Genomic DNA, 26,046 nt, shown 5'->3' with positions numbered 1-26,046 from the left:
CACCGCCACCGCCACCGCCACCGCCACCGCCACCGCCACCGCCACCGCCACCGCCACCGCCACCGCCACCGCCACCGCCACCGCCACCGCCACCGAAATGATGAGCGGCCGGATGGCTGGTCTGACGACGCCCTTTAATAGGAGTGGTGGCTTCCACCGGCCTTCCCGCTCGGCCATGACCCGGCAGTTCCGTCGACACTTGGCCCGTACCGGCTGGACGCACGACAGCCCAGATCGGCCTGAGGCTCCCGAGCGCCGTGTCGAAGCGGTCGCCCAAGCGAAATCGCGTTTCACGTGAAACCGTTCGCTGGGGCCGGTGGTTGACTCCCAGATCAGCCGGCGCATGTTCGGCAAACCGTGATCGTCAGCAAGTCATTCGGGTCTCCGCGAAGTCGCCTGACCCGGCCCTAGCCCCGTTGATCTGGACAGCGGCCGGGTCGTGGGCCGGGCGGAGGTGCCCAGCGCGCACGATGTGCCGTGGCCGCTTAGGGCGTCCGCGTGCATCGCGTGCTCGTTCGACGCCTGGCCGGGCACCGTAAGCGGGGACGGAGCCGGTTCGCTGTCTTCCGCCGTCCGGCGCGCCGCTACCTTGGTAGAGCTGTCGCCATTTATCTGCGAGGCGGAAGACCGGTCAGCGAGCAGGAACCGCATCGAACGTTGCTACGGGACGGCCTGTTTCACGTGAAACGGCGCAGGGGCGCCGCTGTACCGTTCCCACTCCTAAGCCCACTACCCAGCCTCGACCGGGGGCGGCCTTGGAGGGCCGGGCTCGGCCCCGACGCAGCGCGCGAGCTGTGGCGTTCGCGCGGCCCGGAGTTCCGTCGATCCGCCGACAAGACGCCAGAGACTCTCGAACACTGACACCCAGTCGGCGCGCCCAGGACTTTGACGCCGACGGCCAGGCCATCTGTAGCTTCCCGCACCGCAGCCGCCATTGCAGACATTCGTCTACGAGCGTTCGAACGCGGTCGGCGTTTCGACGCGTAACGGCGTGGCACTGACCCGGAACACTAGAGCGCCGCAGACGCCAACTCCGGCCGCATTGTTGGCATGCGTGAAACGTGCCTGCGCTGTCTCGCACGGAGCGCGGCGGCGCGTCCGGCACGGTCACGGGCGGGCGAGACACGACCGGGGCCCCAGGAGGGGCGGCCTTCCCAGTAGAGCAGTTCACGAAAGAGCACGTCAGATCCCGATGACCCAGCACCGACAGGCGAGATGAGAGCCTTCTCTGGACCTACCCTTCACGGCGTTCCACGTGAAACAGGACGATCCGAGTCCTAGCGAGCTGGAAAGCGACCACGAAGGTGAGTCGGGCTATTTGAGGCAAGAGCTCGCCCAAACAAGTTCACGCTGACCCGTCTCATCGGCCTACGCCCACTAGCGACACCTTTTCGGAGAGCAGCTCGCCGACGCACACCACTGGGGCGTCCTTACCCTGTCTGCGGAACGTCCGTCTCGCCCTCGGGCACTGCTCCTTTTCGGGCCGACTCCCCGCGAACGCTGCCACCATGGTGCCCTGCCTTCCAGCCTGGCTCTCAGTTTCAGCCCCGCTGCAGCACCGAAGGAGGAACACCGGCAGCACGCGATCATGAGTGCGGCGCTCAGGCCTCATATCGATCTTTTCACCTGACCCCATTCGGCAGAGGACTCTGCCACTCGCCGCCCTCCGCGTGGATAGCACCCGCTTGTGGATCCGCCGCTGGAAGCCTCTCGAGCTCGCTACTCGGCCCGTTCATACGGGAACCCGATGGCTGAGCGCTTGATCGCGCTCAGGACTAGGCGGTGACGGAGTCGGCGAATTGGCGCAGAGGTATGCGCACGGGGAGAGCGCCAAGAGGTGGTAGTCACAGTACAACCGGCACACCTCGCCAGGTCGGAAGTACAGGCGGCCCGCAGCCACTGCCGAAGTCGCCCATGACTACGAGCCCGGCACGGCTAAGTAGCGCGTCCGTATGCGATCGTGCTCGACGGCGGTCACGAGGCGAAGCTGCGGGCGGGCCGGGCCTCCCCACCGTCAACGATCAGCGACCGCTGCAGCTGACCACCATCGCGCCAGCCGGCTCGCACGATGCGCTTCGAAGCCAAGGCGTTCCTAAGTGGCAGAAGGTCGCCCTCAGGTCTTCCAACGGCCGCCGGGTCGAGCTAGGCGAGACTAGCAATCAGTCGATCTGCCGAAGCCGCTGACATGGCCACTTCATCGCCCGGCCCAGTTCCGAACGTCGAGCCGACATCGCCCTAAAGTGATCATCATTCATGTTGGCGTCGTGCTGAGTCAGCGAGTGTCGAACTACGGCCGCAAAACGGCCAAATCTGGCGTCAGATTTTAGAAGGCAGGGGAAACCGGGCTGGGACGAAATCCCAGGAGAATCGTTCTGACAGAACCGGATCGCGCCCAAGGTCGGCGTCGAAATCGGTGTTCCAGGTTCGTCCTGACGGCAGACATGAAGAAGGCACGTGATCCGCCAGTCTCACGTGCCTCTGTCATTCGTACCTGCCGCCGGCCAGCGGCTGCCGGTCAGCGTCCGGCCGACCGGGTTGAACTCACTCCGAGGACCCCGCGCCCTCGTCCTCCACGCCGATCATTCCCACTATCCGTTCGAGATCGTCAACCGTCGCGAACTCGATCGTTATCTTGCCCTTGTTCCGGCCGATGTCGACCTTGACCCGGGTGTCGAAGCGGTCCGAGAGACGCTCGGCCAGATCGTTCAGCGCCGGTGCGTGGACCTTCGGCCGTCGGGTGGGTGTTGCCTTCTTGGCTGGGCCGTCGGCGATGGCGAGCGATACGAGCTCTTCTGTTGCGCGTACCGAAAGGCCCTCAGCCACGATGCGGAGCGCTAGCTGCTCTTGGGCCTCGCTGTCCTCGAGGCCGAGCAGCGCCCGCGCGTGACCGGCCGACAGCACGCCGGCCGCGACACGGCGCTGGACCGGGGCTGGGAGGTTGAGCAGCCTGATGGTGTTCGAGATCTGCGGGCGGCTGCGGCCGATTCGCCGTGCCAGCTCCTCGTGCGTGGCCCCGAACTCCTCGAGCAGTTGCTGGTATGCGGCTGCTTCTTCCAGCGGGTTGAGGTTGGCGCGGTGTATGTTCTCGAGCAGCGCGTCGCGGAGCATGGCGTCGTCGCGGGTCTCGCGGACGATCGCCGGGATGGTCTCCTTGCCGACCGCTTGGGCGGCGCGCCAACGGCGCTCACCCATGACCAGCTCGTAGCGACCTTCACCGATGTCTCGGACGACGATCGGCTGGAGGAAGCCGACCTCCTGGATCGAGGTCTTGAGCTCTTCCAGGGCCTCTTCGTCGAAGACGTGCCGCGGCTGCTTGGGGTTGGGCACGATCGCCGTGACGGGCAGCTCGGCGAAACGTGCGCCCGGGACCGGCGCCAGGCCGTCGTCGACAGGCTCCGCGAGGGCCGGTTCCGGGGGAGTGGCGGCGGCAGGCTCGGGTGTCGAAGGTTCCGCGGGCGCCGTGAACTGGGTAGGCGCCGGCGCGGCTGCCGGTGGCGGAGTGTCGGTTGCGACCGCGGTGCCGGCCGCCGGCGCTGTGGGGATCAGGGCCCCCAGGCCGCGGCCGAGGCCGCCCCGTGGACGGTTCTTCATGCCGTGCCTCCCGTGTTGACCCCGCGCATAGCGATCTCCAGTGCCGCCTCGAAGTAGCTCGTGGCGCCCCGCGAACCCGGATCGTAGGTCATCACGGACTGGCCGTAGCTGGGTGCCTCCGACACTCGTACGTTGCGGGGAATCACCGCCTCGAGCACCTTCGCGCCGAAGTGATTGCGGACGTCCTGCTCGACCGCGTCGGCGAGACGGGTACGGCGGTCGTACATCGTCAGCAGGATCGTGGAGACGTCCAGCGTGGGGTTGAGGTGCTGGCGAACCAGGTTGATGTTGTTGATGAGCTGGTTCAGGCCCTCCAGTGCGTAATACTCGCACTGGATCGGGATCAGGACCTCCTGCGCCGCGCAGAGCGCGTTGACCGTCAGGAGGCCGAGCGACGGCGGGCAGTCGATGAAGACGTAGTCGAACTTCTCCGGGTGCGCCGTGATCGCCCGTGCAAGACGGGACTCACGCGCGACGACGGACACGAGCTCGATCTCAGCGCCGGCAAGGTCGATCGTCGCCGGCACGCAGAACAGGTTGGGAATGCCCTCCACGGGCTGCGCAACCTCGGCGAGCGGCACATTGTCGATCAGGCAGTCGTACACGTCGGGCACGCCGGCGTGGTGCGGCACGTTCAGGCCCGTCGACGCGTTGCCCTGCGGGTCGAGGTCGACCACGAGGACACGATTGCCGTGCAGCGCGAGAGCCACCGCAAGGTTCACGGTCGTGGTCGTCTTGCCGACGCCACCCTTCTGGTTCGCCACGCAGAGCACCCGCGGGTGATCGGGCCGCGGCATGGTGATCTCGCCGCTCGGGTTGAGAATCTGCACAGCTCGCAACGCTTCCATGGCAAGGGGTGGATCGTCCTCAACCCGGTTCGGCGTTTCACGTGAAACATGCTCGTCTGCCGTCGCCCCGTTGGTCGTCGGCTCCGCCGATCCGGCGACCGGCGACCCGGGCGCCGGCGGCGCCGACGTCGGGGGAGCAGAAACCGGGGGCGCCGAGGTGGGCTGGGCTGCGTAGTCCCCGCCATGCTGCGTGCTCATAACAGAAGACGGTACGGGCGCAGAGCCCGAGGCGGACGCGGCGGGTGGAGCCGAATTCGGCGCCGAAGCAGACGGTACGGAGGCAGAGCCCGATACGGGCACCGCGGACGAGTCTGATCGAGGCGCGGGAGCGGGGCGCCGTGGTTCGGACGAAGCGACTTCGGGGCTCACCGGCGTGCCGTACACCTGCCCCCCGTTGCCGGCACGCGGCTGAGGCACGCTCTGCTCCCCACTATTGAAGGTCACACTCAGGCTCACGCTCCGATCGGAGCCGGCGTATGGATCGGTTTCACGTGAAACCTCGTCCCAGCCGGGGTCACCGTCGGGCCCCCTGCCATACTCATGCACCGTTTTATCCCTGCCTGGTTGGATGGAGTCGGCACCGCGAGTGTGCGGTCCGGCAGGAAACGGCGGTGCTGAAGCGCCCGCCGTCCGGTCCACACTATCGACGCGCGGCCAGCCTACGGCCGTCGGGCGAGCGTCGCCACGGTTGTCCGCCTGATGAGTCCAGACCGACAGGATCGAGGGCGCCTCGAAGACCATGAATCCGGGTACGAGCCGCAGCTTGCCGCCGTACGCCCGGAAAGAGTCGGGCCAACCAAGTCCGGAAGCCGACCGCCGAGCCGATGAACGGACGAGCCCGTGAGAGGGGGTGGCAGGAGGTTGCGGGGGAGGCACGGAGCGGGCAGGCGCCGGCGACGGGATGGTGGCAGGAGACGCATTAGGAACGTTGTCCGCGATGGTCGAGCGCGACGCGACCGGGGTCGTTGTGTCGCTGACGCGTGAACCGGAACCGCCTGGCGTGGGAGCCACCACCGGCGGAGACGAAGCGACCGGCGGTGCCCCGGCGTCCACAGGCGCAGAGGGCGAACCCAGCGCGGCCGCAGGGCGAGCGGCCGCAGCGTGCGAGGCCACCGCATCCGAAGGATACGGAGCCGTAGTGGGTCGGGCCACAGCGGCCGGAGGACGAGCGGCCGCGGTAGGCGAGGCCACCGGCATCGAAGGACGAGCGGCCGCAGCAGGCGAGGCCACCGCCATTGAAGGACGAGCGGCGCCGGTGGGCGACGCCACCGCGACCGATGGGGAAGGAGCGGGAACCGGTGACACCACCTCGGCCGGAGAGGAAGGCGACGTCGGCGAGACCCGAGAAGACGCCGTTCGCGAGGCCACCGCAGCCTGAGGGGAACGGGCAGTCGGCAAGGCTGCCGAGGCAGGTGCGCCAGTTCCGCCCTGAGGGACAGGCCCCGACGACGCCAAGCGCTCCGACCCGCCGATCGCCGCCTCGCCCCCCACGGATCCAGACGACGCGGCCACAACCCTCGACGGGGATGGAGTCGCCCCGGGCGCGGGCCGTGGAACTTTCCCCGTACGTTTCCGCGCGCCCCGCCTGGCCATCTATCTCCTCCGCGATCTCCTCTTCCCGGAGCCGCGCCCGCCGGCTTCTCCAGCGGACCGGCCCGGGGCAGCCGCCCCTTTGGACGGCTTCGGCCGTGGTGCCACGACGTCGCGTTCCCGCACGATCTCCACGACTGTGGACGGCGGGTCGATGAGTCCGACCCCGCAGAGCCGGACGACCGGCTCGCCACCGCCGAGACGGGCGACCGCCTGGCGATGCTCCGCCACCTCGTCCTCCGCCGAGGCGCCCTTGAGCGCCACGAGTCGGCCGCCCAGGGCGGCGAGGGGCAGGCACCACCCGGCGAGCCGGTCCAGCGGCGCCACAGCGCGTGCGGTGACGACATCGGCGGGGGCGGGGGGTCCACCGGCGAGGTCTTCCGCCCGCCCTCGGACGACCGTGACGGTCGCGTCGAGGCCGAGCGCTGTCACCGCTTCGGACAGGAAAGCGGTACGTCGTGCCAGCGGCTCGACCAGGGTGATCGTGAGATCAGGCCGGGCCACTGCCAGCACGATACCGGGCAAACCGGCACCAGACCCCACGTCAATCACCGAAGCGCCGATCGGGATCATCTCGGACATAACACCGCAGTTGATCAGGTGTCGTTCCCAGAGCCGGGGTGCTTCTCGAGGGCCGATCAGGCCGCGAACGACACCGTCCGTGGCGAGTAGTTCGGCATACTGCCCGGCCAGCGCGAGACGCTCACCGAAGACGGCTTCGGCGGCGGCTCGGTACTCGGCCGGCGGCGAGACCACGGGGCCCGTCCCGGCCTCCACAAGACCGGACGCGTCCCGCACGCCCGACAAGCCATCGACCCCGGAGCCCGCCGAGAACGCCGCCGAGGAGACCGCCGAAGAGGAAGAGTCGGCAGCCGCCGCCGAGGAAGACGAAGACGAGGAAGAAGAAGGAGAGGAAGGCAAGGAAGGGGAGGAAGGCGTGGGAGGCAAGGAACCCGAGGGAGGCAAGGAAGGCAAGGAAGAGGACGACGACACCGACGAAGACGACGGCGTGGAAGACGAAGACGGCCCGGGCACCGAAGCACCCGAGCCGTCGCCGCCCACGCTCATGCGTGGTTCAGTCATTCCGCCGGCCGCACAACGATCCGCCGGTTGGGCTCCACGCCCTCGGACTCGCTCTCGACACCCGCGATCGCGTTCACCACGTCGTGCACACACTTGCGCTCGAACGCCGACATCGGCTCGAGCCGCACCGCGTCACCGTGCTCCTTGACCTTCTCCACAGCATTGCGCGCGACCGCCGTCAGCTCCTTGCGGCGTGTGGCGCGGTAGCCGCCGATGTCGAGCAGCAGCCGGCTGGGCGAGCCGGTCGCGCGGAAGATCGCCAGGCGGGTCAGCTCCTGCAGTGCCTCCAGCGTGGCGCCGCGCTGGCCGACGAGCGGCTGCAGGCGGCCGCCGACGACCTCGACCATCGGCCGGCCTGCGGACACGAGCTCGTCGATGTCACCGTCGTAGTCGAGGATGTCGAGCAGACCCTCCACGTAGTCGGCGGCGATCTCGCTCTGCCGGAACAGGTCGGAGTCGGAGGCCACACTCTCCGACTTCTTGGTCTCCTCCGTACCGGTCGACTCCGCGGTGGCGGCGGTCGTCTCCTCGGTGCTGGGAGTGCTGGTGTCGGTCACGGTCTCATCTCCGTACTCTCGGGCCGGACCTGCTCGGTCCGCTGTTTCCCGTACCCGCGGTGTCCATTCGCCGGTACGGGGAGGTCTTTGTCGCCGCCCCCATGAGGGCCGCGCGCGGCCCGGGTCGTCGCCCGGGCCGCTGCTGCGTCATCCCTTGGGTTTGTTCGCCGGCCTGGCGCCCTTCTTCGGGTTGACCGGCTTGGCGCCGGGCTTGGGGGCGAGGGCCTTGGTGTCGACGACCGGGGACTGCGGCTCCGGCGCCGCCTGCTTGCGGCCGAACAGGCCACGGGCGGCGGGCTGTACCGGGTTCTTCGGGCCGCTCTTGCCCGTAGCGCCGGCGGCGGGGCGGGCCGAGGAGGCGCCGGACCTGCCGGCCATCTGCGGCGGCGGGAACTTGCGGAGCACCCACTGCTGCTGGGCCAGGCTGAAGAGGTTGTTCGTCACCCAGTAGATGACCACGCCGATGGGGAACAGCGAGCCGGAGACGAGCAGGGACAGCGGGATGCCGTACAGCATCAGGCGCTGGATCATCTTCTGCTGCGGGTCCTCGGCCCAGCCGGTCTTGAGGATCATCTGGCGGCTGGTCAGGTAGGTCGTCGCCATCATGATGAGAACCAGCACACCGGCGATGACCTTCACCGTGGCGCCGCTGCCGGCATTCAGCGCGGCGAGCTCCGCGGGGGAGGAGCCGAACTTGGCCGGCAACGGGGCGGTGAACAGGGCCGAATGCGTCGCGCTGTGGAACTGCTCGGCGGTCCAGCCGTACAGGGTGGGGTCCTTCTCCGGGCTCAGCCGGCGCAGGACGTGGAAGAGGCCCAGGAAGACGGGGATCTGCAGGAACATCGGGAGGCAGCCCATCAGTGGGTTCGCCTTCTCGACGCGGTACAGCTCCATCATTTCCTTCTGGAGCGTCTCCCGGTCACCCTTGTGCTTCTCCTGCAGCTCCTTGACCTTCGGCTGCAGGGCCTGCATCGCCCGCTGCGACTTGATCTGCTTGACGAAGACCGGGAAGAGGATGACGCGGAGCGTCACCACCAGGAAGACGATCGAGAGGATCCACGACCAGTTGGTGCCCAGCACCGGGCCGTCGGGGATGCCGATGGTGTCCCACAGGGCATGCCAGCGCAGGAGGATCCACGAAATGCCGTAGTAGATCCAGTCGAGACTCAATTCATGCTCCAGTCACATCGGCAGGACGGTGACGGATCGGGTCGGGCACCGGGTCGAACCCGCCAGGGTGGAAAGGGTGGCAGCGCAGCAGCCGCCAGATCGCCAAGCCGGTTCCACGGAGCGCGCCGTGCTTCACGAGCGCCTCTTGGGCGTACGCGCTGCACGAGGGGTGGAACCGGCAGCGAGCCGGCAGAGCCGGGCTCACATAACGACGGTACGCGACGATCCCCGCGGTCAGCAGGCGGGCGAGCGGTGTCATCGTCGCCGCCGCGGTGCGCGCGCAGCGGCGAGGGCCGCGTCGAGATCGGAGCCGAGCTTGTCGTAGGCGGCGGTCGCGGCCGCGGGCAAGGCCCGGACCACGAGCGACGCGCCCGGCGGGAGCGAGCTCAGCCGGGGTCGCACCAAGTGGCGCAGCCGGCGGCGGACCTTGTTGCGGACGACCGCGTTGCCCACCGCCTTGGACACGACAAAGCCGGCGCGCGCCTCGGAGGCTTGCGCCGGCTCATCGATGAGGAGATGGACCACCAGGGTTCCGCGACCGGCTCGGCGGCCACCGCGGACCGCTGCGGCGAAGTCGGTGCTACGCCGCAGTCGTTGCGCAGCGGCCAGCACGACTACCTGGCATCCGGCCCGGCCCGCGTCGGCTCAGGCCGACAGCTTGCCGCGGCCCTTGGAACGGCGGGAAGAGAGGATGGCGCGGCCGGCCCGGGTGCGCATGCGCAGCCGGAAACCGTGGGTCTTGGCGCGCCGGCGGTTGTTCGGCTGATAGGTGCGCTTGCTCACGTCAGAACTCCGTCTTCGTACTACGTCCAGGGGGCATCAGCTGCAAGACGCCACTTTAGCAGAGCGCGGCGGAGCAACCGCTCGACCCTACGCAGGCGTGCAGCGGTGGTCAACCATCCCCGGGGCGGCACGCCGACGGGGGGTACGGTTCGTCACTCACGCCGTACGGAGTGAATTTTCTCGTGCCAGCTCTGCCCCGCGGTGGGTACCGCCAGTTGATGCGGACACGGGCGCGCTGTTAGCGTGCCCGTTTGCTGGTCTTCAGCGCTGTTCGCATACCGCTCCCGCCGGGCCCGGCAGGAACCGACGAGGCGGTGAATCGTTCGGCACGGTGAGCCTGTTTTCCCGCGCCAGCACAGGCTCTGAGGAAGTCTGCCGACCATCCGGCCGGGGAGCGACCGCCGACGAGTGCACAGGTTGTGGATAACCTGTGGACAGCCGGTGGCGCCGTGCATGTTCAGCACGTTGAATGTGCTGGGTTGGGGGGAGCCGGTCCGTCGCCCGTACGGGTGACGGCAGGCAAGGGCGGAAGCCGGACAAGGCCACCGGGCAACGGTGGCGATGGGGGTGGCGCGGCGGTGGCCGACACGGTCGACCTTGGCGGGGTCTGGGCTGCGGCGACGGACGAGCTGGCGGACGAGATCGCGTCCGCCCAGCAGCGTGCGTACCTGCGGCTGACCCGCCTGCGCGCCATAGTCGAGGACACCGCGCTGCTCTCGGTGCCGGACACGTACACCCGGGACGTGATCGAGTCGCGGCTGCGTCTGGCGATCACCGAGGCGCTTTCCCGCCGGCTCGGCCGCCCGATCCAGGTCGCCGTGACGGTGCGCCCGCCTGAGGACGGCTCCGGCCGCCCGGGCACGGTGTACGGCAGCCCGCCGCCCGAGCCGTCGACCCAGCCACCCGCGCACTACGCGGACGTCCCGCCCCCGGCGTACCCGGATCGTTATCCACAGCCCACGCCGTACACCGAGACCTATGAGCGGGAAGACGCGCCGACCGGGTCGGCGCAGGCGCCTTTCCCCCGGAGCGTGCCGGCGGCGCGCGACGCCCAGGACGCGCTGTTCCCGGAGCCGGTGAAAACCTCGGTCACCGAGGAAAAGAAGCCGAAGGCGGAGCCGCCGCGGCAGCTTCCGCACTTCCCGGAGAACCCCAACGAGGCGGCCGGTCACCGCATGGCCACCGAGCCGGCCCAGCTCCGGGAGAACCAGCGCCGCCCCGACGACCGCCCGGCCCTCATCGGCCAGGACCGCCGCGACGACACGCTGCAGATGCGCCACGGCGGCGACAACGGCCCGGGCCGCACCCCGCTCGACATGCGCGGCGCCCAGCCCGGCGCCCGCCCCGGCGGCAACGACGGCAACCGCCTCAACCCGAAGTACATGTTCGAGACGTTCGTCATCGGCTCGTCCAACCGCTTCGCCCACGCGGCGGCGGTCGCGGTCGCGGAGTCCCCGGCCAAGGCGTACAACCCGCTGTTCATCTACGGCAGCTCCGGGCTGGGCAAAACGCACCTGCTGCACGCGATCGGCCACTACGCGACCACCCTCGGCCACGCCCGCAGTGTGCGTTACGTCTCCACCGAAGAATTCACCAACGACTTCATCAACAGCCTGCGCGACGACAAGACCCAAGCCTTCCAGCGCCGCTACCGCGACGTCGACATCCTCCTGATCGACGACATCCAGTTCCTGGAGAACCGCGAGCGCACGCAGGAGGAGTTCTTCCACACCTTCAATACGCTCCACAACGCCAACAAGCAGATCGTCATCAGCTCGGACCGCTCCCCGCGCCAGCTGGCCACCCTCGAAGACCGCATGCGCACCCGCTTCGAATGGGGCCTCCTGGCCGACATCCAGCCGCCCGACCTCGAGACCCGCATCGCGATCCTGCAGAAAAAGGCCGCGCAGGAGCGCATGTACGCCCCCGACGACGTCCTCGAGTTCATCGCCAGCCGAGTCTCCAACTCCATCCGCGAGCTCGAAGGCGCCCTCATCCGAGTGACGGCATTCGCCAGCCTCACCCGCAGCTCAGTGCAGCTCTCCCTGGCCGAGGAAGTCCTCCGCGACTTCATGCCCGACGGCGCCGGCCCGGAGATCACCGCCGACCAGATCATGGTCTCCACCGCCGACTACTTCGGCGTCAGCCTCGAGGACCTGCGAGGCCACTCCCGCTCCCGAGTCCTCGTCAACGCCCGCCAGGTCGCCATGTACCTCTGCCGCGAGCTCACCGACCTGTCGCTGCCCCGCATCGGCCAAGCCTTCGGCGGCCGCGACCACACAACAGTCATGCACGCCGACCGCAAAATCCGCCAACACATGGCTGAGCGGCGCTCGCTCTACAACCAGATCGCAGAGTTGACGAACCGCATCAAGCAGAACACCTGAACGTCAAACCCTGAGCAACATCAACTTCGAAGGTACGGCCGCACACCGACCCAACCGCACCACCGTGGCCGAACACCTCACGCCTGCCAGGCCGTAGCCACTCCAGGCCGTACCCCGCCGCCGGGCTGACCGCGGAACCAACGCCGACACTTACCGCCTGAGCGCCACGTCGCCACCGCACCCCTCAACCCCACCGCGCCCGCCGCCTGTGGACACCGCGGCCATCGCGCATTTCCTCTTTCCGGCCGCGACGGCGCGGTCGCCTCTTAGCCACCTCGCTACGGACAAGATCCGCCACCGTTTGCATCGACCCGGGCGACTCTGCGCACCACCGAACATGACGTCCCGCGGCACAAGCCACACCGTCCCGCAAGTCATTCGCGCCGGGCGCTACTGCCGACCCCGTCTGCGGCCCCGGGTCACCGAACGTCGCCTTACCGCGCGCCCGCCTCAGCCCGCCGTCGCTCCCTGCCACGTAGTCGTGCCACGTCACCGCGCCCGACCGGTCCAGTCGACGGCAAAGCCGACTCACCCAGCCAGCTGGTTTCCGCCGCCAGCGCCGCTGGACCCTGTCCCGCCGGACAAACTCAGCCAGCTCACCCGGCCGGCCCAGCCAGCGGCCCTTCGCCTAATCAAGCCGCCGAGCCAGCCCAGCCAGCGGCTCCTCCGCCCAGTCCAGCCCCCGAGCCCAGCCGTCCAGTCCAGCCGATGAGCCCAGCCGCCAAGTCCAGCCCCCGAGCCCAGCCGCCCGGCCCAGCCCTCGAGCCCATCTGCCCGGCCCAGCCGCCCAGCCAGCGAACTCTCGGCCCATCCAGCGGCCCCTCCGCCCAGCCAAGAAGCGCGGCCAAGAAGCACGGCCAAGAAGCCCAGTCCAGCCAGCGGCCCTTCCGTCCCGCCCGTTCCACCTTGGTGGCCAGCACCCCGACACCCCCGTCGGCCGGCGCCGCCCATCGCCGCGAGCCTGCGAGCCCAGCCGGTTCCCAGCGCCGCCCATCACGCTGAGCCTGCAAGCCCAGCCAGTTCCCAGCTCCGCCACCCGGGCGTAGACGTTGCGCCGGGGCATAGACGGCCTGCCATCACCGCGAGCCTGCGAGCCCGGCCGGTGCGCGACCAGCCCAGCCGCCGGACCCCCGCGCAGCCCAATCCGCCCAGCCCAGCCGGCAGCCCTCCGCCCGGCTCAGCCGCCCAGCCGCGCCACGCCTCCGCTACCCAAGCCAGCCGTCCACAGGCCTGCCCCCGAGGGCCAACTAACCCCGGACCGACCCACCCACACCCCACCCCCGACCACGACTCATCCACATCCCCGCCTTGTCAACGTCGCGACGAGACCGTTTCGTGCCAACGTTATCCACACCAATCCACAGGACTTCACAGGCTTCATCCCCAGCGGTGGACAACCCCTCGAGCCCCCTCCCCACAGATGTGGAGAACTCCTGGGGAAATCGATGTGGACAGACACACAGCGTCACATCTGTCCCCACACCCTGTGGACGCGTGTGGATTTCCTGTTGAAGGATCTGGGGACGACGAGCCGGTAGCGTCCCGGCGTTATCCCCAGGCCGGGGGACAAACCCCGTGGATAGCCGGTGGACAACCGGTGGACAACGGTGGACAACCGCCGTCGAGTCGGCGACTGTGGACGCGGACCCCGGTTTATACCCCGGTTGCCCACATGTGAATCACCGGTGGATAACCCGCTGACCTGCGAAGACGTGAGTTCTCCACACTGTGCACAGGCCCGATGATTACGACTGATATCTCTCTCGGAAAATCCAAAAGGCAATCATCAGCGTTGGGGAAGGTGTGGACGAGCCGCTTGCGGCCCGATCCACCCCAGGCCCGGAGCACCGAGGACCGGGGGCCGGGCGGACGAACCACCCACCCGCGCCATAGAGTTCAGTGGGCTCATCAGCAGATCCGAAGTTCCCAAGCAGGAAAGTGACGCGGAGGGCATGGCATGAAGTTCCGGGTGGAGCGAGACGCACTCGCAGACGCCGTGGCGTGGACGGCCAAGAGCCTCCCCAGCCGCCCGTCGGTGCCGGTCCTTGCCGGCGTCATGCTGCGGGTGACCGACGGCAGGTTGCACGTCTCCGGATTCGACTACGAGGTCTCCAGCCAGGTGAGCGTGGAGGTGCAGGCCGACGCCGACGGCGCCGCGCTCGTCTCCGGCCGCCTGCTGGCCGAGATCACCAAGGCCCTGCCGGCCAAGCCGGTGGACATCGCCGCCGTCGGTTCCCACCTGGAGCTGGTGTGCGGCAGCGCGCGCTTCACCCTTCCGGTGATGCCGGTGGAGGACTACCCGACGCTGCCGGAGATGCCGTCGAGCGCCGGCACCGTCGACGCGCAGGCGTTCGCGGTCGCGGTGGCCCAGGTCGCCGTCGCCGCCGGCCGGGACGAGACGCTGCCGATGATGACCGGTGTGCGCATCGAGCTGAACGGCTCGACGATGGCCATGCTGGCCACCGACCGCTACCGGCTCGCCATGCGTGAGCTCGAGTGGAACCCGGACGACCCGGATATCAGCTTGAACGCGCTGGTGCCGGCGAAGACTCTCAACGACACCGCCAAGGCGCTGGGTCCCATCGGTGGCGCGGTCACGCTCGCGCTCGCGCAGGGCAACGCCGGCGAAGGCATGATCGGTTTCGCCGGGGGCACCCGCCGCACCACGAGCCGGCTGCTCGACGGCGCCAACTACCCGCCGGTGCGTTCACTCTTTCCCGCCAGCCACAACGCGGAGGCTCGTGTCACCGTCTCCGCGCTGGTCGAGGTGGTCCGGCGCGTGGCCCTGGTGGCCGAGCGCACCACCCCGGTGCTGCTCTCCTTCGGCGAGGACGGCCTCGTCGTGGAGGCGGGCGGCACCGAGGAGGCCCGGGCCAGCGAGGCCATGGAGGCCACCTTCACCGGTGAGCCGCTGACCATCGGCTTCAACCCGCAGTATCTGATCGACGGCCTGCAGAACCTCGGCGCCCCCACCGCGGTTCTGTCGTTCGTCGACGCCTTCAAGCCCGCTGTGATCTCGCCCGCAGGCGAAGACGGCGAAATCGTGCCCGGATACCGCTATCTGATCATGCCTATCCGGGTAACCCGCTGATACTGGGCTGAAGGAACACACACCTAGGGGGACATCATGCAGCTCGGCCTCATCGGACTGGGCCGGATGGGCGGCAACATGCGCGACCGCCTGCGCGCCGCCGGCCAGGAGGTTGTCGGCTACGACCACCACAAGGAGACCACCGACGTCGCCAGCCTCGCCGAGCTGGTCGAGAAGCTCGCCGCCCCGCGGGTGGTCTGGACGATGGTTCCCGCCGGCCAGATCACCGAGAAGACGATCGACGAGCTCTCGGAGCTGCTCTCCGAGGGCGACATCATCATCGACGGTGGCAACTCGAAGTTCACCGACGACGCTCCCCGCGCCGAGCGGCTCAAGGCCAAGGGCATCCACTACCTCGACTGCGGCGTCTCCGGTGGCATCTGGGGCAACACCAACGGGTACGCGCTGATGGTCGGCGGCGACGCCGAGATCGTGGCGCACTGCCAGCCGATCTTCGACGCGCTCAAGCCGGCCGGCCCGTTCGGCTTCGCGCACGCCGGCTCGCACGGCGCCGGGCACTACTCCAAGATGGTCCACAACGGCATCGAGTACGGCCTGATGCACGCGTACGCGGAGGGCTACGAGATCCTCGAGGCGTCGGAGCTCGTCGAGAACGTCCCCGCCGTCATCAAGAGCTGGCGTGAGGGCTCGGTCGTCAAGTCCTGGCTGCTCGACCTGCTGGACCGCGCGCTCGACGAGGACCCGGAGCTGGCCAACCTCAAGGGCTACGCCGAGGACACCGGCGAGGGTCGCTGGACGGTCGACGAGGCCGTGCGCCTCGCTGTGCCGGCCAACGTGATCGCGGCGTCGCTGTTCGCCCGCTTCCAGTCCCGCCAGGAGGACTCGCCGGCCATGAAGGCCGTCGCCGCGCTGCGCAACCAGTTCGGCGGCCACGCCGTCAAGCGCTGATCCATGTACGTGCGCCGGGTCGAGCTGATCGATTTCCGCTCGTACGAGCGGGTGGCGGTCGACTTCGACCCGGGCGTCGCGGTGCTGGTCGGCCAGAACGGCATGGGCAAGACCAACCTGGTCGAGGCCCTGGGGTATGTGGCCACTCTGGACAGTCACCGGGTGGCCACCGACGCCCCGCTGGTGCGTGCCGGTGCGACCTCGGCGGTGATCCGGTGCGCGATCGTCCACGACGGACGCGAGCTGCTCGTGGAGCTGGAGATCGTGCCCGGCAAGGCGAACCGGGCGCGGCTCAACCGGTCTCCCGTACGCCGGTCCCGGGAGGTTCTCGGCGCCCTGCGCATGGTGCTGTTCGCCCCGGAGGATCTCGAGTTGGTCCGCGGTGACCCGTCGGAGCGGCGGCGTTACCTCGACGACCTGCTCGTCGCCCGGCAGCCGCGCTATGCCGGCGTGCGTGCCGACTACGACCGCGTCGTCAAGCAACGCAACGCTCTGCTGCGGACGGCGTACCTGACGCGCAAGGTCGGTGGCACCCGCGGGCAGGATCTGTCGACGCTCGCGGTGTGGGACCAGCATCTCGCCCATCACGGCGCCGAGCTGCTGGCCGGCCGGATCGAGCTGGTAGCGGCCCTCGCGCCGCATCTGACGAAGGCCTACGACGCGGTGGCGGCCGGGCGGTCGTCCGCGTCCATCGCGTACGCGTCGCGCCTCGGCGACGGCCTGGCACCGGACCGCCCGGCGCTGGAGGAGGCCCTGCTCGCTTCGCTCGTCGAGCGCCGTCAGGCGGAGACCGAGCGGGGGGTCACGCTGGTCGGCCCGCACCGCGACGACCTCACGCTGGCGTTGGGAGATCTTCCGGCGAAGGGGTACGCGAGCCACGGCGAGTCCTGGTCGTTCGCCCTGGCGCTGCGGCTGGCGGCCTACGACCTGCTGCGCACCGACGGCATCGAACCGGTGCTGATCCTCGACGACGTGTTCGCCGAGCTGGACGCCGGCCGCCGCGAGCGCCTCGCCGCCCTGGTGTCGGACGCTACCCAGTTGCTGGTGACCTGCGCGGTGGCGGAGGATGTGCCGGCGGCCCTCCAGGGCGCCCGCTACGACGTCGGACCAGGAACGGTGACCCGTGTCTGAGGAACCCGCGGAAAAGGGTGCAGCGGCCGCCTCAGGGCCCGAGCAGACCGGTCCCCAGCTGGCTCGGGCGGTGCTCGATGCCGCGTTGGCCAAACGGAGGGCGGCTCAGCGGCCGCGTCCCCGGCGTACCGGAAGCTCCGAGGGCGAGGGAAAACGGCTCCGCGGCTATTCCGGTCCGGGCCCTGACCCCCGCGACCCGCAGCTGTTCGGCGCGGTCCTGGAACGGATCATGAAGCAGCGCGGCTGGCAGAAGCCGGCCGCGGAGGCGACGGTCTTCGGCGCGTGGGAGAAGGTCGTCGGTCCGGACATCGCCAAGCACAGCAACCCGGTGAAGCTCGAGGGCGGCGTGCTCACCGTCGAGGCGGAGTCGACGGCCTGGGCGACGCAGCTGCGCCTGCTCGCCGCGACGCTGCTGCGCAACATCGCCAAAGAGGTCGGCCACAACGTGGTGACCAGGCTCAACATTCACGGCCCCGCGGCCCCGTCGTGGAACCGCGGCCCCCGTCGGGTGCAGGGCCGCGGCCCGCGCGACACCTACGGCTAATAGTCCGCGAAGACGGCGTAACCGCGGTCGGCGCAGCGGCGATAGAACCCCGCCAGAATCGCTAGTTCGGTACGGGCGAAGCTCCAGTGCGGTGCGTTGCCGGCATCGTCGCGGAGCGCCGCCAGCCGCTGTTCCAGCCATCGCAGCTGCTGCTCGGCGAGCCGCCCGGCGGCCACGGCGGCGCGCATGACCTCGGCCACACTGTCGAACGTGACGAGGTCCCCGTACGGCTGGTGGCCCTCGACGAAGCGCTCCAGGCCCCCCGCGATCCACGCGCAGCCGTCGGGGTCGATGACCGGGTCCTCGTCCTCGGCCGCGGCGTCCGTCGCGTACAGGACGCCCTCCAACCCCAGCAGCAGGTCCACGAGCTCGGTGTACGCGGTCGCGCGTACCGTTCCGGTCTTGGCGATGTGCAGCGCGAGAGCTCCGGTGGGCGCGGCGATGTCCGGCGCGTCGGCGACGGCGCCGAAGTCGACGAACTCCGCGGGGGCGACCGGGTCGTAGAACCGGTTCGTCCGCGGCCAGTGCACGGCGACGTTGTCCAGCCCCTTGTCGTGCGCCATGGGGCTCCCACCTCTCCTCGACGCCGGCTGCGGACCGCCCGGCGGATTCGCTTCCGCCCGGGTGCGGGCCGTCCGGCCACGCTGCGGCCCGCGCGGGCGAGGTTACGACACTCTCGCCCACCCGTGTGAGGCAGTGTCGCAGCGCGTGGCGCCGGGCCGGTGCAGGCGCGCCTCAACGGTCAGCCGCCGGACGGTGCACCGTTGCGGTGGGGCCTCATTCCGTGTAGGGGGACCCGTGGGAACGGCCCTCCGGGGCGCTACGGCAATCTGAGGTGCCCGTACGAGGGTGCCGGACCTCCGATAACTCGCTCGGACGGAGTAGAATCGACGGAGACCGGGAAAGTGCGACACGTGCCGAACTCCCCCTAGCGGCGAGCACTCGTCACGCTACGCGTTTTTTCCAGCCGATCACGATCCGCGGGACGACCGCGGCGACCGGCGCGCTCGGCTCCACCGGTGGTCCGCCTCCTTCTCGCGGCTCGCTCGCCTGTGGTTCGCCCTGCCCGCCGGCTGCCCGCCGAGCGCCCCGCCAACCCCGTGGCCGGGCCTCCTCGCGGAGACCGGTGCGAGAAAGTGGCCGAGGGTGGCAGAGAAGAAGCAGGAATACGGTGCCGAGTCCATCACCGTGCTCGAAGGCCTCGAGGCGGTCCGCAAGCGTCCCGGTATGTACATCGGTTCGACGGGCGAGCGGGGCCTGCACCACCTCGTCTGGGAGGTTGTGGACAACGCCGTCGACGAGGCGCTCGCGGGTCACTGCGACACGATCGACGTGGTCCTGCTGGCGGACGGTGGTGTCTCCGTCACCGACAACGGCCGGGGATTCCCGGTCGACCTGCACCCGAAGCTCAAGAAGCCGGGCGTCGAGGTCGCGCTGACCGTCCTCCACGCGGGCGGCAAGTTCGACGGCAAGGCGTACGCGGTCTCCGGCGGTCTGCACGGCGTCGGCGTGTCCGTGGTGAACGCGCTTTCCACCCGGATGGCCGTGGAGATCCACAAGTCCGGCAACGTCTACCGGCAGAAGTACACGGCGTCGAAGCCGAGCCCGCTGGAGAAGGGCGAGGCGACCGACACGACCGGGTCCACGGTCCAGTTCTGGCCGGACCCGACGATCTTCGAGACGGTCGAGTTCGACTTCCAGACGATCTACCGCCGGCTGCAGGAGATGGCGTTCCTCAACAAGGGCCTGACCATCAACCTGGTCGACCAGCGGCCCGACCAGGTCGACGACGAGGGCAAGCCGCGCCAGGTCACCTTCATGTACGAGAACGGCATCGCCGACTTCGTGCGGCACCTCAACCACACCAAGACTCCGATCCACAAGTCGGTGATCGAGTTCGACGCCGAGGCGAACGAGGAGGGCATGGCCCTGGAGATCGCCATGCAGTGGAACGAGTCGTACGGCGAGTCGGTCTACACCTTCGCCAACACGATCAACACCCACGAGGGCGGCACGCACGAGGAGGGCTTCCGGGCCGCGCTGACCGGCATCGTCAACCGGTACGGCGTCGAGAAGAAGTTCCTCAAGAGCGACGAGAAGCTCTCCGGCGAGGACATCCGCGAGGGCCTCGCCGCGATCATCTCCGTCAAGCTGGCGAACCCTCAGTTCGAGGGGCAGACCAAGACGAAGCTCGGCAACACCGACATGAAGAGCTTCGTGCAGAAGATCGCCAACGAGCGGATCGCCGACTGGTTCGACCGCAACCCGGCCGAGGCCAAGACGATCATCACCAAGGCCTCACAGGCGGCCCGCGCGCGGATCGCAGCCCAGCAGGCCCGCAAGCTGGCCCGGCGCAAGTCGCTGCTGGAGTCCGGCTCCATGCCCGGCAAGCTGGCCGACTGCCAGTCGACCGACCCGAGGGTCTCGGAGCTGTTCATCGTCGAGGGCGACTCGGCCGGCGGTTCGGCCAAGCAGGGCCGCGACAGCCAGATCCAGGCGATCCTGCCGATCCGCGGCAAGATCCTCAACGTGGAGAAGGCCCGTATCGACCGGGTGCTGAAGAACAACGAGGTCCAGGCGCTGATCACCGCGCTGGGCACCGGCATCCACGACGACTTCGACATCGCCAAGCTGCGCTACCACAAGATCGTGTTGATGGCGGACGCCGACGTCGACGGCCAGCACATCCAGACGCTGCTGCTGACCCTGTTGTTCCGCTTCATGCGGCCGCTGGTCGAGCAGGGGCACGTCTACCTCGCCGCCCCGCCGCTTTACAAGATCAAGTGGAACAAGCGCGGTGACGACGCGCAGTACGCGTACTCGGACCGGGAGCGTGACGGCCTGATCGCGCTGCGCCAGCAGAAGAAGCCGAACGCCAAGCCGGACGACATCCAGCGGTTCAAGGGTCTCGGTGAGATGAACTTCCGCGAGCTGTGGGACACGACGATGGACCCGGCCACCCGCACGCTGCGCCAGGTGACGCTCGACGACGCGGCCACGGCGGACGAGCTGTTCAGCGTCCTCATGGGCGAGGACGTGGAGGCCCGCCGCTCGTTCATCCAGCGCAACGCCAAGGACGTGCGCTTCCTGGACATCTGATCCGCCGGTGAGCGGTGCCCCCGCGGCACCGCTCACCTCGGGTTATGCACAGCGTTCCACCGCTTTCCACAGCGTTATCCACAGCGAAATGCGTAGCTCGGGCCCGTTTGTCGGGTTCGACCGTAAGTAAGGGTTAACTGTGACGGATACTCCCGAGATCCCCGCCGAGGAGCCGCAGGACGACACCGGCGGCGGCGTGGGTCAGCGCGTCGAGCCGGTCGGCCTCGAGGTCGAGATGCAGCGGTCGTACCTCGACTACGCGATGAGCGTGATCGTGGGCCGCGCGCTGCCGGACGTCCGCGACGGCCTCAAGCCGGTGCACCGCAAGATCCTCTACGCGATGTACGACTCGGGCTTCCGCCCGGACCGTGGCTACGTGAAGTGCGCCCGCGTGGTCGGCGACGTCATGGGCAACTACCACCCGCACGGCGACTCGTCGATCTACGACGCCCTCGTGCGGATGGGGCAGCCCTGGTCGCTGCGCTACCCGCTGATCGACGGCAACGGCAACTTCGGCTCGCCGGGCAACGACCCGCCGGCCGCCATGCGGTACACCGAGTCGAAGCTCTCGCCGCTCGCCATGGAGATGCTGCGGGACATCGACGAGGACACCGTCGACATGCAGGACAACTACGACGGCCGGGCCAAGGAGCCCACGATTTTGCCGGCGCGGTTCCCCAACCTGCTCGTCAACGGCTCCGAGGGCATCGCCGTCGGTATGGCCACCAAGATCCCGCCGCACAACCTGCGCGAGATCGCCGCGGCCGTGCAGTGGTGCCTGGACAACCCGGAGGTCGACGAGGCCACGACGCTCGACGCGCTGCTGGAGATCGTCAAGGGTCCCGACTTCCCGACCAAGGGCCTGATCGTCGGCCAGTCGGCGATTCAGGACGCCTACCGCACCGGCCGTGGCTCGATCCGCATGCGCGCCGTCGTGGAGGTCGAGGAGGACCAGCGCGGCCGGCCGTGCCTGGTGGTCACCGAGCTGCCGTACCAGGTGAACCCCGACAACCTCGCCGAGCGCGTCGCCGAGCTCGTCAAGGAGGGCAAGCTCACCGGCATCGCGGACATCCGGGACGAGTCGTCCGGGCGTACCGGAATGCGGTTGATCCTGGTCCTGAAGCGCGACGCGGTCGCGAAGGTCGTGCTGAACAACCTCTACAAGCACACCCAGCTGCAGGAGACGTTCGGCGCCAACATGCTGGCGCTGGTCGACGGGGTGCCGCGCACGCTGAACCTGGCGCAGTTCATCCGCTACTACGTCGAGCACCAGATCGAGGTCATCCGCCGGCGGACCGCGTTCCGCCTGCGCAAGGCCGAGGAGCGTGCGCACATCCTGCGCGGCCTGGTCAAGGCGCTCGACGCGCTCGACGAGGTCATCGCCCTGATCCGGCGCTCGCCCACGGTCGAGGACGCCCGTCAGGGCCTGATCCAGCTGCTCGACATCGACCAGGTGCAGTCCCAGGCGATCCTGGACATGCAGCTGCGGCGCCTGGCGGCCCTCGAGCGGCAGAAGATCATCGACGAGCTGGCCAGCATCGAGATCGAGATCGCCGACCTCAAGGACATCCTCGCCAAGCCGGAGCGGCAGCGGGCGATCGTCTCCGAGGAGCTGGCCGAGATCGTGAGCCGCTTCGGCGACGACCGGCGCACCCAGATCATCCCGTTCGACGGCGAGGTCTCGATGGAGGACCTCATCGCGCGCGAGGACGTTGTGGTGACCATCACACGCACCGGGTACGCCAAGCGCACCAAGGTCGACCTCTACCGCTCACAGAAGCGCGGCGGCAAGGGCGTGAGCGGCGCTTCCCTGCGCCAGGACGACATCGTCAGCCACTTCTTCGTCATCTCGACCCACTCGTGGATCCTGTTCTTCACGAACAAGGGCCGGGTCTACCGCGCCAAGGCGTACGAGCTGCCGGAGGCCAACCGGGTCGCGAAGGGCCAGCACGTCGCCAACCTGCTCGCCTTCCAGCCGGACGAGCACATCGCGCAGGTCATTCAGATCCCGAACTACGAGGTCGCGCCGTACCTTGTGCTCGCCACCAAGAATGGCCTCGTGAAGAAGACCCGCCTCGCCGAGTTTGACTCCAACCGCAGCGGTGGCATCATCGCCATCAACCTGCGGGAGGATGACGAGTTGGTGGGTGCCGCGCTGGCTGCGCCGGAGAACGACCTGCTCCTGGTGTCGAAGAAGGCCCAGGCGATCCGGTTCAACGCGACCGACGAGGCCCTGCGCCCGATGGGGCGGGCGACCTCGGGCGTCATCGGCATGCGCTTCGGCGACTCCGACGAGCTGCTCGCGATGGAGGTGGTCCAGGAGGGCATGGACGTTTTGGTCGCGACCAACGGCGGGTATGCCAAGCGGACGCCGATCGAGGAGTACCCGGTCCAGGGTCGGGGTGGCAAGGGCGTGCTGACCGCGAAGATCACGGAGCGTCGTGGTGGTCTGGTCGGAGCGCTGGTGATCAGCCCGGAGGATGAACTGTTTGCCATCACCAGCAATGGTGGTGTCATCCGGACTCCCGTGAAGCCTGTACGGCGCACGCGGGATCGGAACACAATGGGGGTCAAGCTGATGGACCTCCCAGAAGGTGTAACCATCGTGGCGCTTGCTCGTAATGCCGACGAGCCTGACGAACAGGACTAGTTGATGCCGGAGACACAGGCGAAGTCGGGAGGTCCGGGGGCCTCGTCGACTCCGGTCGATGGGGAGCCGAAGAAGGACGGCGCCGCATCGAACGGACGCGAGGCAGCTGGCCGCGCGGCGGTCCCCGCGGACGCCCCGTCCCCGCCGAAGTTCACCCGCGCCCCGGGCATGCCCCCGCCGCCGGGTGAGCCGAGCGCCGACGGCGACGGACAGGCCGATGGCAAACGGCCGAGCGGCCCGTCCCCGGCGGCCAAGGGCTCGGCCACCGTGCCGATCGTCACCAAGGGCAAGAGCTCGGGCACCGCGGCGCCGACGGCCCAGGCCGGGAGAGCCGGGGTCGCCCCGCCGCCCGCCAAGCCGGCCACGGTCCCGCAGCGTCCCGGCGCGGCCCCCAAGCCTCCGTCCGGCGGCGCCGCGGCCGCGGCCAGCGGTTCCGCAGCGGTCGGCGCGGCCCGGGTGTCCGAGGCCGTACGCTCGGCGCGCTCGACCGTGTCCTCGGCGGCCGCCCGGGGTCCCCGCCGGGCCCGCCTGAACCTCAAGCGGATCGACCCCTGGTCCGTGATGAAGTTCGCCTTCGCCGTCTCCGTGGTCCTGTTCATCGTGGTGGTCGTGGCCACCTCGGTGCTCTACCTGGCCCTCGACGCCATGGGCGTCTGGACCGAGGTGAACACCAGCCTGCAGAGCCTCGTGAACGCCAGCGGCGGCACGGGCACGACCAACACGGGCTTCCGCATCACCGCCTGGGGCGTCATCGGCACCTCGATGCTGATCGGCGCGGTGAACGTGGTGCTGTTCACGGCCCTGGCCACGCTGGGCGCGTTCATCTACAACGTCTGCGCGGACCTGGTCGGCGGCATCGAGCTGACCCTCGCCGAGCGCGACTGACGACAGACAGGCAAGCGGCCGCCGCGGGCTTCCGCGGCGGCCGCTGTGTCTCCGGACGCCCAAGCGGTGCCACCGGGACGCGCCGCCCGGCGCTTCCCGTCCGCACCCGGCTTCTTGCCCCTTCGGACACGTCATGCCGGACCGCGATCCCCCAGCCGGCCGGCCCCGACGCGGCGAGTCGCCCCCCGATTTGGGCGAGCCCAACCGGGTACGGTAACCTTCGTGTCGCTGTCACGGGGCTATAGCTCAGTCGGTTAGAGCGCAGAGCTGATAACTCTGAGGTCGCTGGTTCGATTCCAGCTAGCCCCACCACGCACGTCCTCCGCCGCAGATCAAAGGGGACCCGGCCATGCTGAAGAAGCTCCTGATCGTCGCCGGCATCGTCGGCGCGGCCGCCCTGGTGGTCAAGAGGGTCAAGGCCTCCAGCGACGAGCGTGCCCTCTGGCACGAGGCCACCACGGCGCCCGACCTGCGCTGAGCCCCGCAGTTCCGGGGGCCCTAGCTCAACTGGCAGAGCACCGCCTTTGCAAGGCGGGGGTTAGGGGTTCAAGTCCCCTGGGCTCCACAAACTCGGTACGACTCAGGGCTCGCCGCTGCGAGGCCTGACCTGACGACCAGGCCTCGCTCGCGAACAGCCGCCGGCAGCCGTGCATCGAGGCAAGCGTCGGCGCACCCAGGCGGGGTGGTGGCTGACGCCGCCCACCCGCGGCGCAGAGCGCCTTACCGGCGACTACGACCCGCGAACCTTCGGCGAACCGTGAGCGGAAGCCCTGCTGGAATGCTGGCCGGGATCCCGCTGGTCCAGCCACTTCAGAATCGCGTCAGTCGTTTCCTGCGGCTTCTCCTGCTGGATCCAATGACCGCAGTCCAGAGTGACCACTTCCACGTTCGGTACGAATTCCGTCAGTCTTTCAGCCCTCGCGACCGTGTCGCGGTCGCCGTAGATCATGAGGGTGGGCTGTCGGATGACCGGGTCCACGTCCGCCAGCAGGCGCCAGTTGCGGTCCAGGTTCCGGTACCAGTTGATTCCGCCCGTGAACCCTGTCGACTCGAATGCGGAGACGAAGACAGCCAGTTCGCTGTCACTCATGACGGGGTCACCGAGGGGAGTTTCCGCTCCAGCGAGGTTGATAAGCGCGTTGCCCGGCTGGGGCTCTGCGAGGGGCACGTTCTTCCGGTAGAGGTTCCGAAGGAACTGGAACGTGTTCTCCCCGAGCACGGCGTCCGCGACGCCCGGCTGCCGGTTGAAGTGGACGAGGTAGAAGTCGGCGCCGAGCACGGCCTCCATGACCTCGATCCAGGGCATCTCTCCGCGCTCTTGGTAGGGCACGCTCAGCGCTACCACGCCGTTGACCCGGTTCGGGTGCAGGAGGGTCAGGCCCCAGACGACGAATGCGCCCCAGTCATGGCCGACGAAGGTGGCATCCTCGTAGCCGTAGTGATCGAGGAGGGCGACGAGGTCACCCGCCAGGTGCTCGATGTCGTATTCCGTCACTTCGGCGGGGCGGGACGAGTTTCCGTAACCCCGCTGGTTCGGGACGATGACGTGGTAGCCCGCGGCGGCCAGGGCCGGCACCTGATAGCGCCAGGAGAAGGCGTGCTCGGGCCAGCCGTGACAGAGGACGATGGGGTTCCCCGCGTTCCGCCGACCGGCTTCGAAGACTTCGAGTTCCACACCGTTGACCGAAATGCGGGTGGGCTCGGGAAAATCGGTTGTCATGCCGATAT

Annotated in this window: 19 protein-coding genes and 2 tRNA genes; 11 read left to right on the top strand and 10 right to left on the bottom strand. The window is 69.0% G+C overall.

Annotated elements, in window-relative coordinates:
- Positions 1-2,541: 2,541 nt before the first annotated feature.
- The 8 genes from AB0J80_RS26440 to rpmH all read right to left on the bottom strand — a co-directional run bounded on the left by AB0J80_RS26440 (position 2,542) and on the right by rpmH (position 9,622).
- Complete coding sequence (locus AB0J80_RS26440; protein ID WP_364709856.1) at positions 2,542-3,591, bottom strand: ParB/RepB/Spo0J family partition protein; 1,050 nt, start codon at positions 3,589-3,591, stop codon at positions 2,542-2,544.
- Complete coding sequence (locus tag AB0J80_RS26435) at positions 3,588-4,637, bottom strand: ParA family protein (protein ID WP_364709855.1); 1,050 nt, start codon at positions 4,635-4,637, stop codon at positions 3,588-3,590. Before AB0J80_RS26435 ends, AB0J80_RS26440 begins: the two co-directional genes overlap by 4 nt.
- Before the next feature lie 1,395 nt (positions 4,638-6,032).
- On the bottom strand, positions 6,033-6,806 hold the full coding sequence (gene rsmG / locus AB0J80_RS26430) for a 16S rRNA (guanine(527)-N(7))-methyltransferase RsmG (RefSeq protein WP_364709884.1): 774 nt from the start codon (positions 6,804-6,806) through the stop codon (positions 6,033-6,035).
- Positions 6,807-7,108: 302 nt separating this feature from the next.
- Complete coding sequence (locus tag AB0J80_RS26425; RefSeq protein WP_364709853.1) at positions 7,109-7,669, bottom strand: R3H domain-containing nucleic acid-binding protein; 561 nt, start codon at positions 7,667-7,669, stop codon at positions 7,109-7,111.
- Between the two features lie 147 nt (positions 7,670-7,816).
- A complete protein-coding gene (yidC, locus tag AB0J80_RS26420) occupies positions 7,817-8,839 on the bottom strand; it encodes a membrane protein insertase YidC (RefSeq protein WP_364709852.1) in 1,023 nt (340 codons plus the stop codon).
- 1 nt (position 8,840) lies between these two features.
- Complete coding sequence (gene yidD, locus AB0J80_RS26415; protein ID WP_364709850.1) at positions 8,841-9,098, bottom strand: membrane protein insertion efficiency factor YidD; 258 nt, start codon at positions 9,096-9,098, stop codon at positions 8,841-8,843.
- Complete coding sequence (gene rnpA, locus AB0J80_RS26410; protein WP_364709849.1) at positions 9,095-9,451, bottom strand: ribonuclease P protein component; 357 nt, start codon at positions 9,449-9,451, stop codon at positions 9,095-9,097. The genes yidD and rnpA overlap by 4 nt, the downstream gene beginning before the upstream one ends.
- A gap of 33 nt (positions 9,452-9,484) precedes the next feature.
- Complete coding sequence (gene rpmH, locus AB0J80_RS26405; protein WP_364709847.1) at positions 9,485-9,622, bottom strand: 50S ribosomal protein L34; 138 nt, start codon at positions 9,620-9,622, stop codon at positions 9,485-9,487.
- Between the two features lie 578 nt (positions 9,623-10,200).
- On the opposite strand from rpmH, the gene dnaA reads away from it, so the two are divergent.
- The 5 genes from dnaA to AB0J80_RS26380 all read left to right on the top strand — a co-directional run bounded on the left by dnaA (position 10,201) and on the right by AB0J80_RS26380 (position 17,684).
- Entirely contained in the window at positions 10,201-12,009 is a 1,809-nt protein-coding gene (dnaA, locus tag AB0J80_RS26400) for a chromosomal replication initiator protein DnaA (protein ID WP_364709845.1), read from the top strand.
- A gap of 1,957 nt (positions 12,010-13,966) precedes the next feature.
- The gene (dnaN, locus tag AB0J80_RS26395) at positions 13,967-15,100 is read left to right on the top strand and encodes a DNA polymerase III subunit beta (protein ID WP_364709844.1); all 1,134 of its coding nucleotides are present in this window, start codon (positions 13,967-13,969) and stop codon (positions 15,098-15,100) included.
- 36 nt (positions 15,101-15,136) lie between these two features.
- On the top strand, positions 15,137-16,009 hold the full coding sequence (gene gnd, locus AB0J80_RS26390; RefSeq protein ID WP_364709842.1) for a phosphogluconate dehydrogenase (NAD(+)-dependent, decarboxylating): 873 nt from the start codon (positions 15,137-15,139) through the stop codon (positions 16,007-16,009).
- A gap of 3 nt (positions 16,010-16,012) precedes the next feature.
- A complete protein-coding gene (gene recF / locus AB0J80_RS26385) occupies positions 16,013-17,140 on the top strand; it encodes a DNA replication/repair protein RecF (RefSeq protein WP_364709840.1) in 1,128 nt (375 codons plus the stop codon).
- Positions 17,133-17,684: a DciA family protein gene (locus AB0J80_RS26380; protein WP_364709838.1), complete on the top strand. Its 552-nt coding sequence runs from the start codon at positions 17,133-17,135 to the stop codon at positions 17,682-17,684. The genes recF and AB0J80_RS26380 overlap by 8 nt, the downstream gene beginning before the upstream one ends.
- On the opposite strand, the gene AB0J80_RS26375 is transcribed toward AB0J80_RS26380, so the two are convergent.
- Complete coding sequence (locus AB0J80_RS26375) at positions 17,681-18,247, bottom strand: hypothetical protein (protein WP_071803982.1); 567 nt, start codon at positions 18,245-18,247, stop codon at positions 17,681-17,683. The genes AB0J80_RS26380 and AB0J80_RS26375 overlap by 4 nt on opposite strands.
- Before the next feature lie 583 nt (positions 18,248-18,830).
- Here AB0J80_RS26375 and gyrB point away from each other — a divergent pair.
- From gyrB to AB0J80_RS26345, 6 genes are all read left to right on the top strand, one after another.
- On the top strand, positions 18,831-20,783 hold the full coding sequence (gene gyrB / locus AB0J80_RS26370; RefSeq protein ID WP_364709834.1) for a DNA topoisomerase (ATP-hydrolyzing) subunit B: 1,953 nt from the start codon (positions 18,831-18,833) through the stop codon (positions 20,781-20,783).
- Positions 20,784-20,922: 139 nt separating this feature from the next.
- A complete protein-coding gene (gene gyrA / locus AB0J80_RS26365; protein ID WP_364709832.1) occupies positions 20,923-23,433 on the top strand; it encodes a DNA gyrase subunit A in 2,511 nt (836 codons plus the stop codon).
- A 3-nt stretch (positions 23,434-23,436) separates the two neighbouring features.
- Entirely contained in the window at positions 23,437-24,318 is an 882-nt protein-coding gene (locus AB0J80_RS26360) for a DUF3566 domain-containing protein (protein WP_364709830.1), read from the top strand.
- A gap of 235 nt (positions 24,319-24,553) precedes the next feature.
- Positions 24,554-24,630: transfer RNA gene (locus AB0J80_RS26355), tRNA-Ile, on the top strand.
- Positions 24,631-24,667: 37 nt separating this feature from the next.
- Positions 24,668-24,796: a DLW-39 family protein gene (locus AB0J80_RS26350; protein WP_211277715.1), complete on the top strand. Its 129-nt coding sequence runs from the start codon at positions 24,668-24,670 to the stop codon at positions 24,794-24,796.
- Positions 24,797-24,810: 14 nt separating this feature from the next.
- Positions 24,811-24,883 (top strand) — tRNA-Ala (locus AB0J80_RS26345).
- 165 nt (positions 24,884-25,048) lie between these two features.
- Here AB0J80_RS26345 and AB0J80_RS26340 read toward each other — a convergent pair.
- A complete protein-coding gene (locus tag AB0J80_RS26340; protein WP_364709827.1) occupies positions 25,049-26,038 on the bottom strand; it encodes an alpha/beta hydrolase in 990 nt (329 codons plus the stop codon).
- Between the last annotated feature and the right edge of the window lie 8 nt (positions 26,039-26,046).

Origin of the sequence: Actinoplanes sp. NPDC049548, from assembly GCF_040676695.1 — a bacterium.
In the GTDB taxonomy this organism is placed as follows: domain Bacteria; phylum Actinomycetota; class Actinomycetes; order Mycobacteriales; family Micromonosporaceae; genus Actinoplanes.
Note: the sequence above shows the minus strand (reverse complement) of the source record. Positions and strands in the feature narration are given on the sequence as shown.

Bases quoted from the DNA above. Each gene is read 5' to 3' on its own strand.
- yidD (WP_364709850.1), bottom strand. From the start codon at position 9,098: ATGACACCGCTCGCCCGCCTGCTGACCGCGGGGATCGTCGCGTACCGT.
- AB0J80_RS26340 (WP_364709827.1), bottom strand. From the start codon at position 26,038: ATGACAACCGATTTTCCCGAGCCCACCCGCATTTCGGTCAACGGTGTG.
- AB0J80_RS26375 (WP_071803982.1), bottom strand. From the start codon at position 18,247: ATGGCGCACGACAAGGGGCTGGACAACGTCGCCGTGCACTGGCCGCGG.
- AB0J80_RS26440 (WP_364709856.1), bottom strand. From the start codon at position 3,591: ATGAAGAACCGTCCACGGGGCGGCCTCGGCCGCGGCCTGGGGGCCCTG.
- recF (WP_364709840.1), top strand. From the start codon at position 16,013: ATGTACGTGCGCCGGGTCGAGCTGATCGATTTCCGCTCGTACGAGCGG.
- gnd (WP_364709842.1), top strand. From the start codon at position 15,137: ATGCAGCTCGGCCTCATCGGACTGGGCCGGATGGGCGGCAACATGCGC.
- dnaN (WP_364709844.1), top strand. From the start codon at position 13,967: ATGAAGTTCCGGGTGGAGCGAGACGCACTCGCAGACGCCGTGGCGTGG.
- AB0J80_RS26350 (WP_211277715.1), top strand. From the start codon at position 24,668: ATGCTGAAGAAGCTCCTGATCGTCGCCGGCATCGTCGGCGCGGCCGCC.
- AB0J80_RS26435 (WP_364709855.1), bottom strand. From the start codon at position 4,637: ATGAGCACGCAGCATGGCGGGGACTACGCAGCCCAGCCCACCTCGGCG.
- AB0J80_RS26360 (WP_364709830.1), top strand. From the start codon at position 23,437: ATGCCGGAGACACAGGCGAAGTCGGGAGGTCCGGGGGCCTCGTCGACT.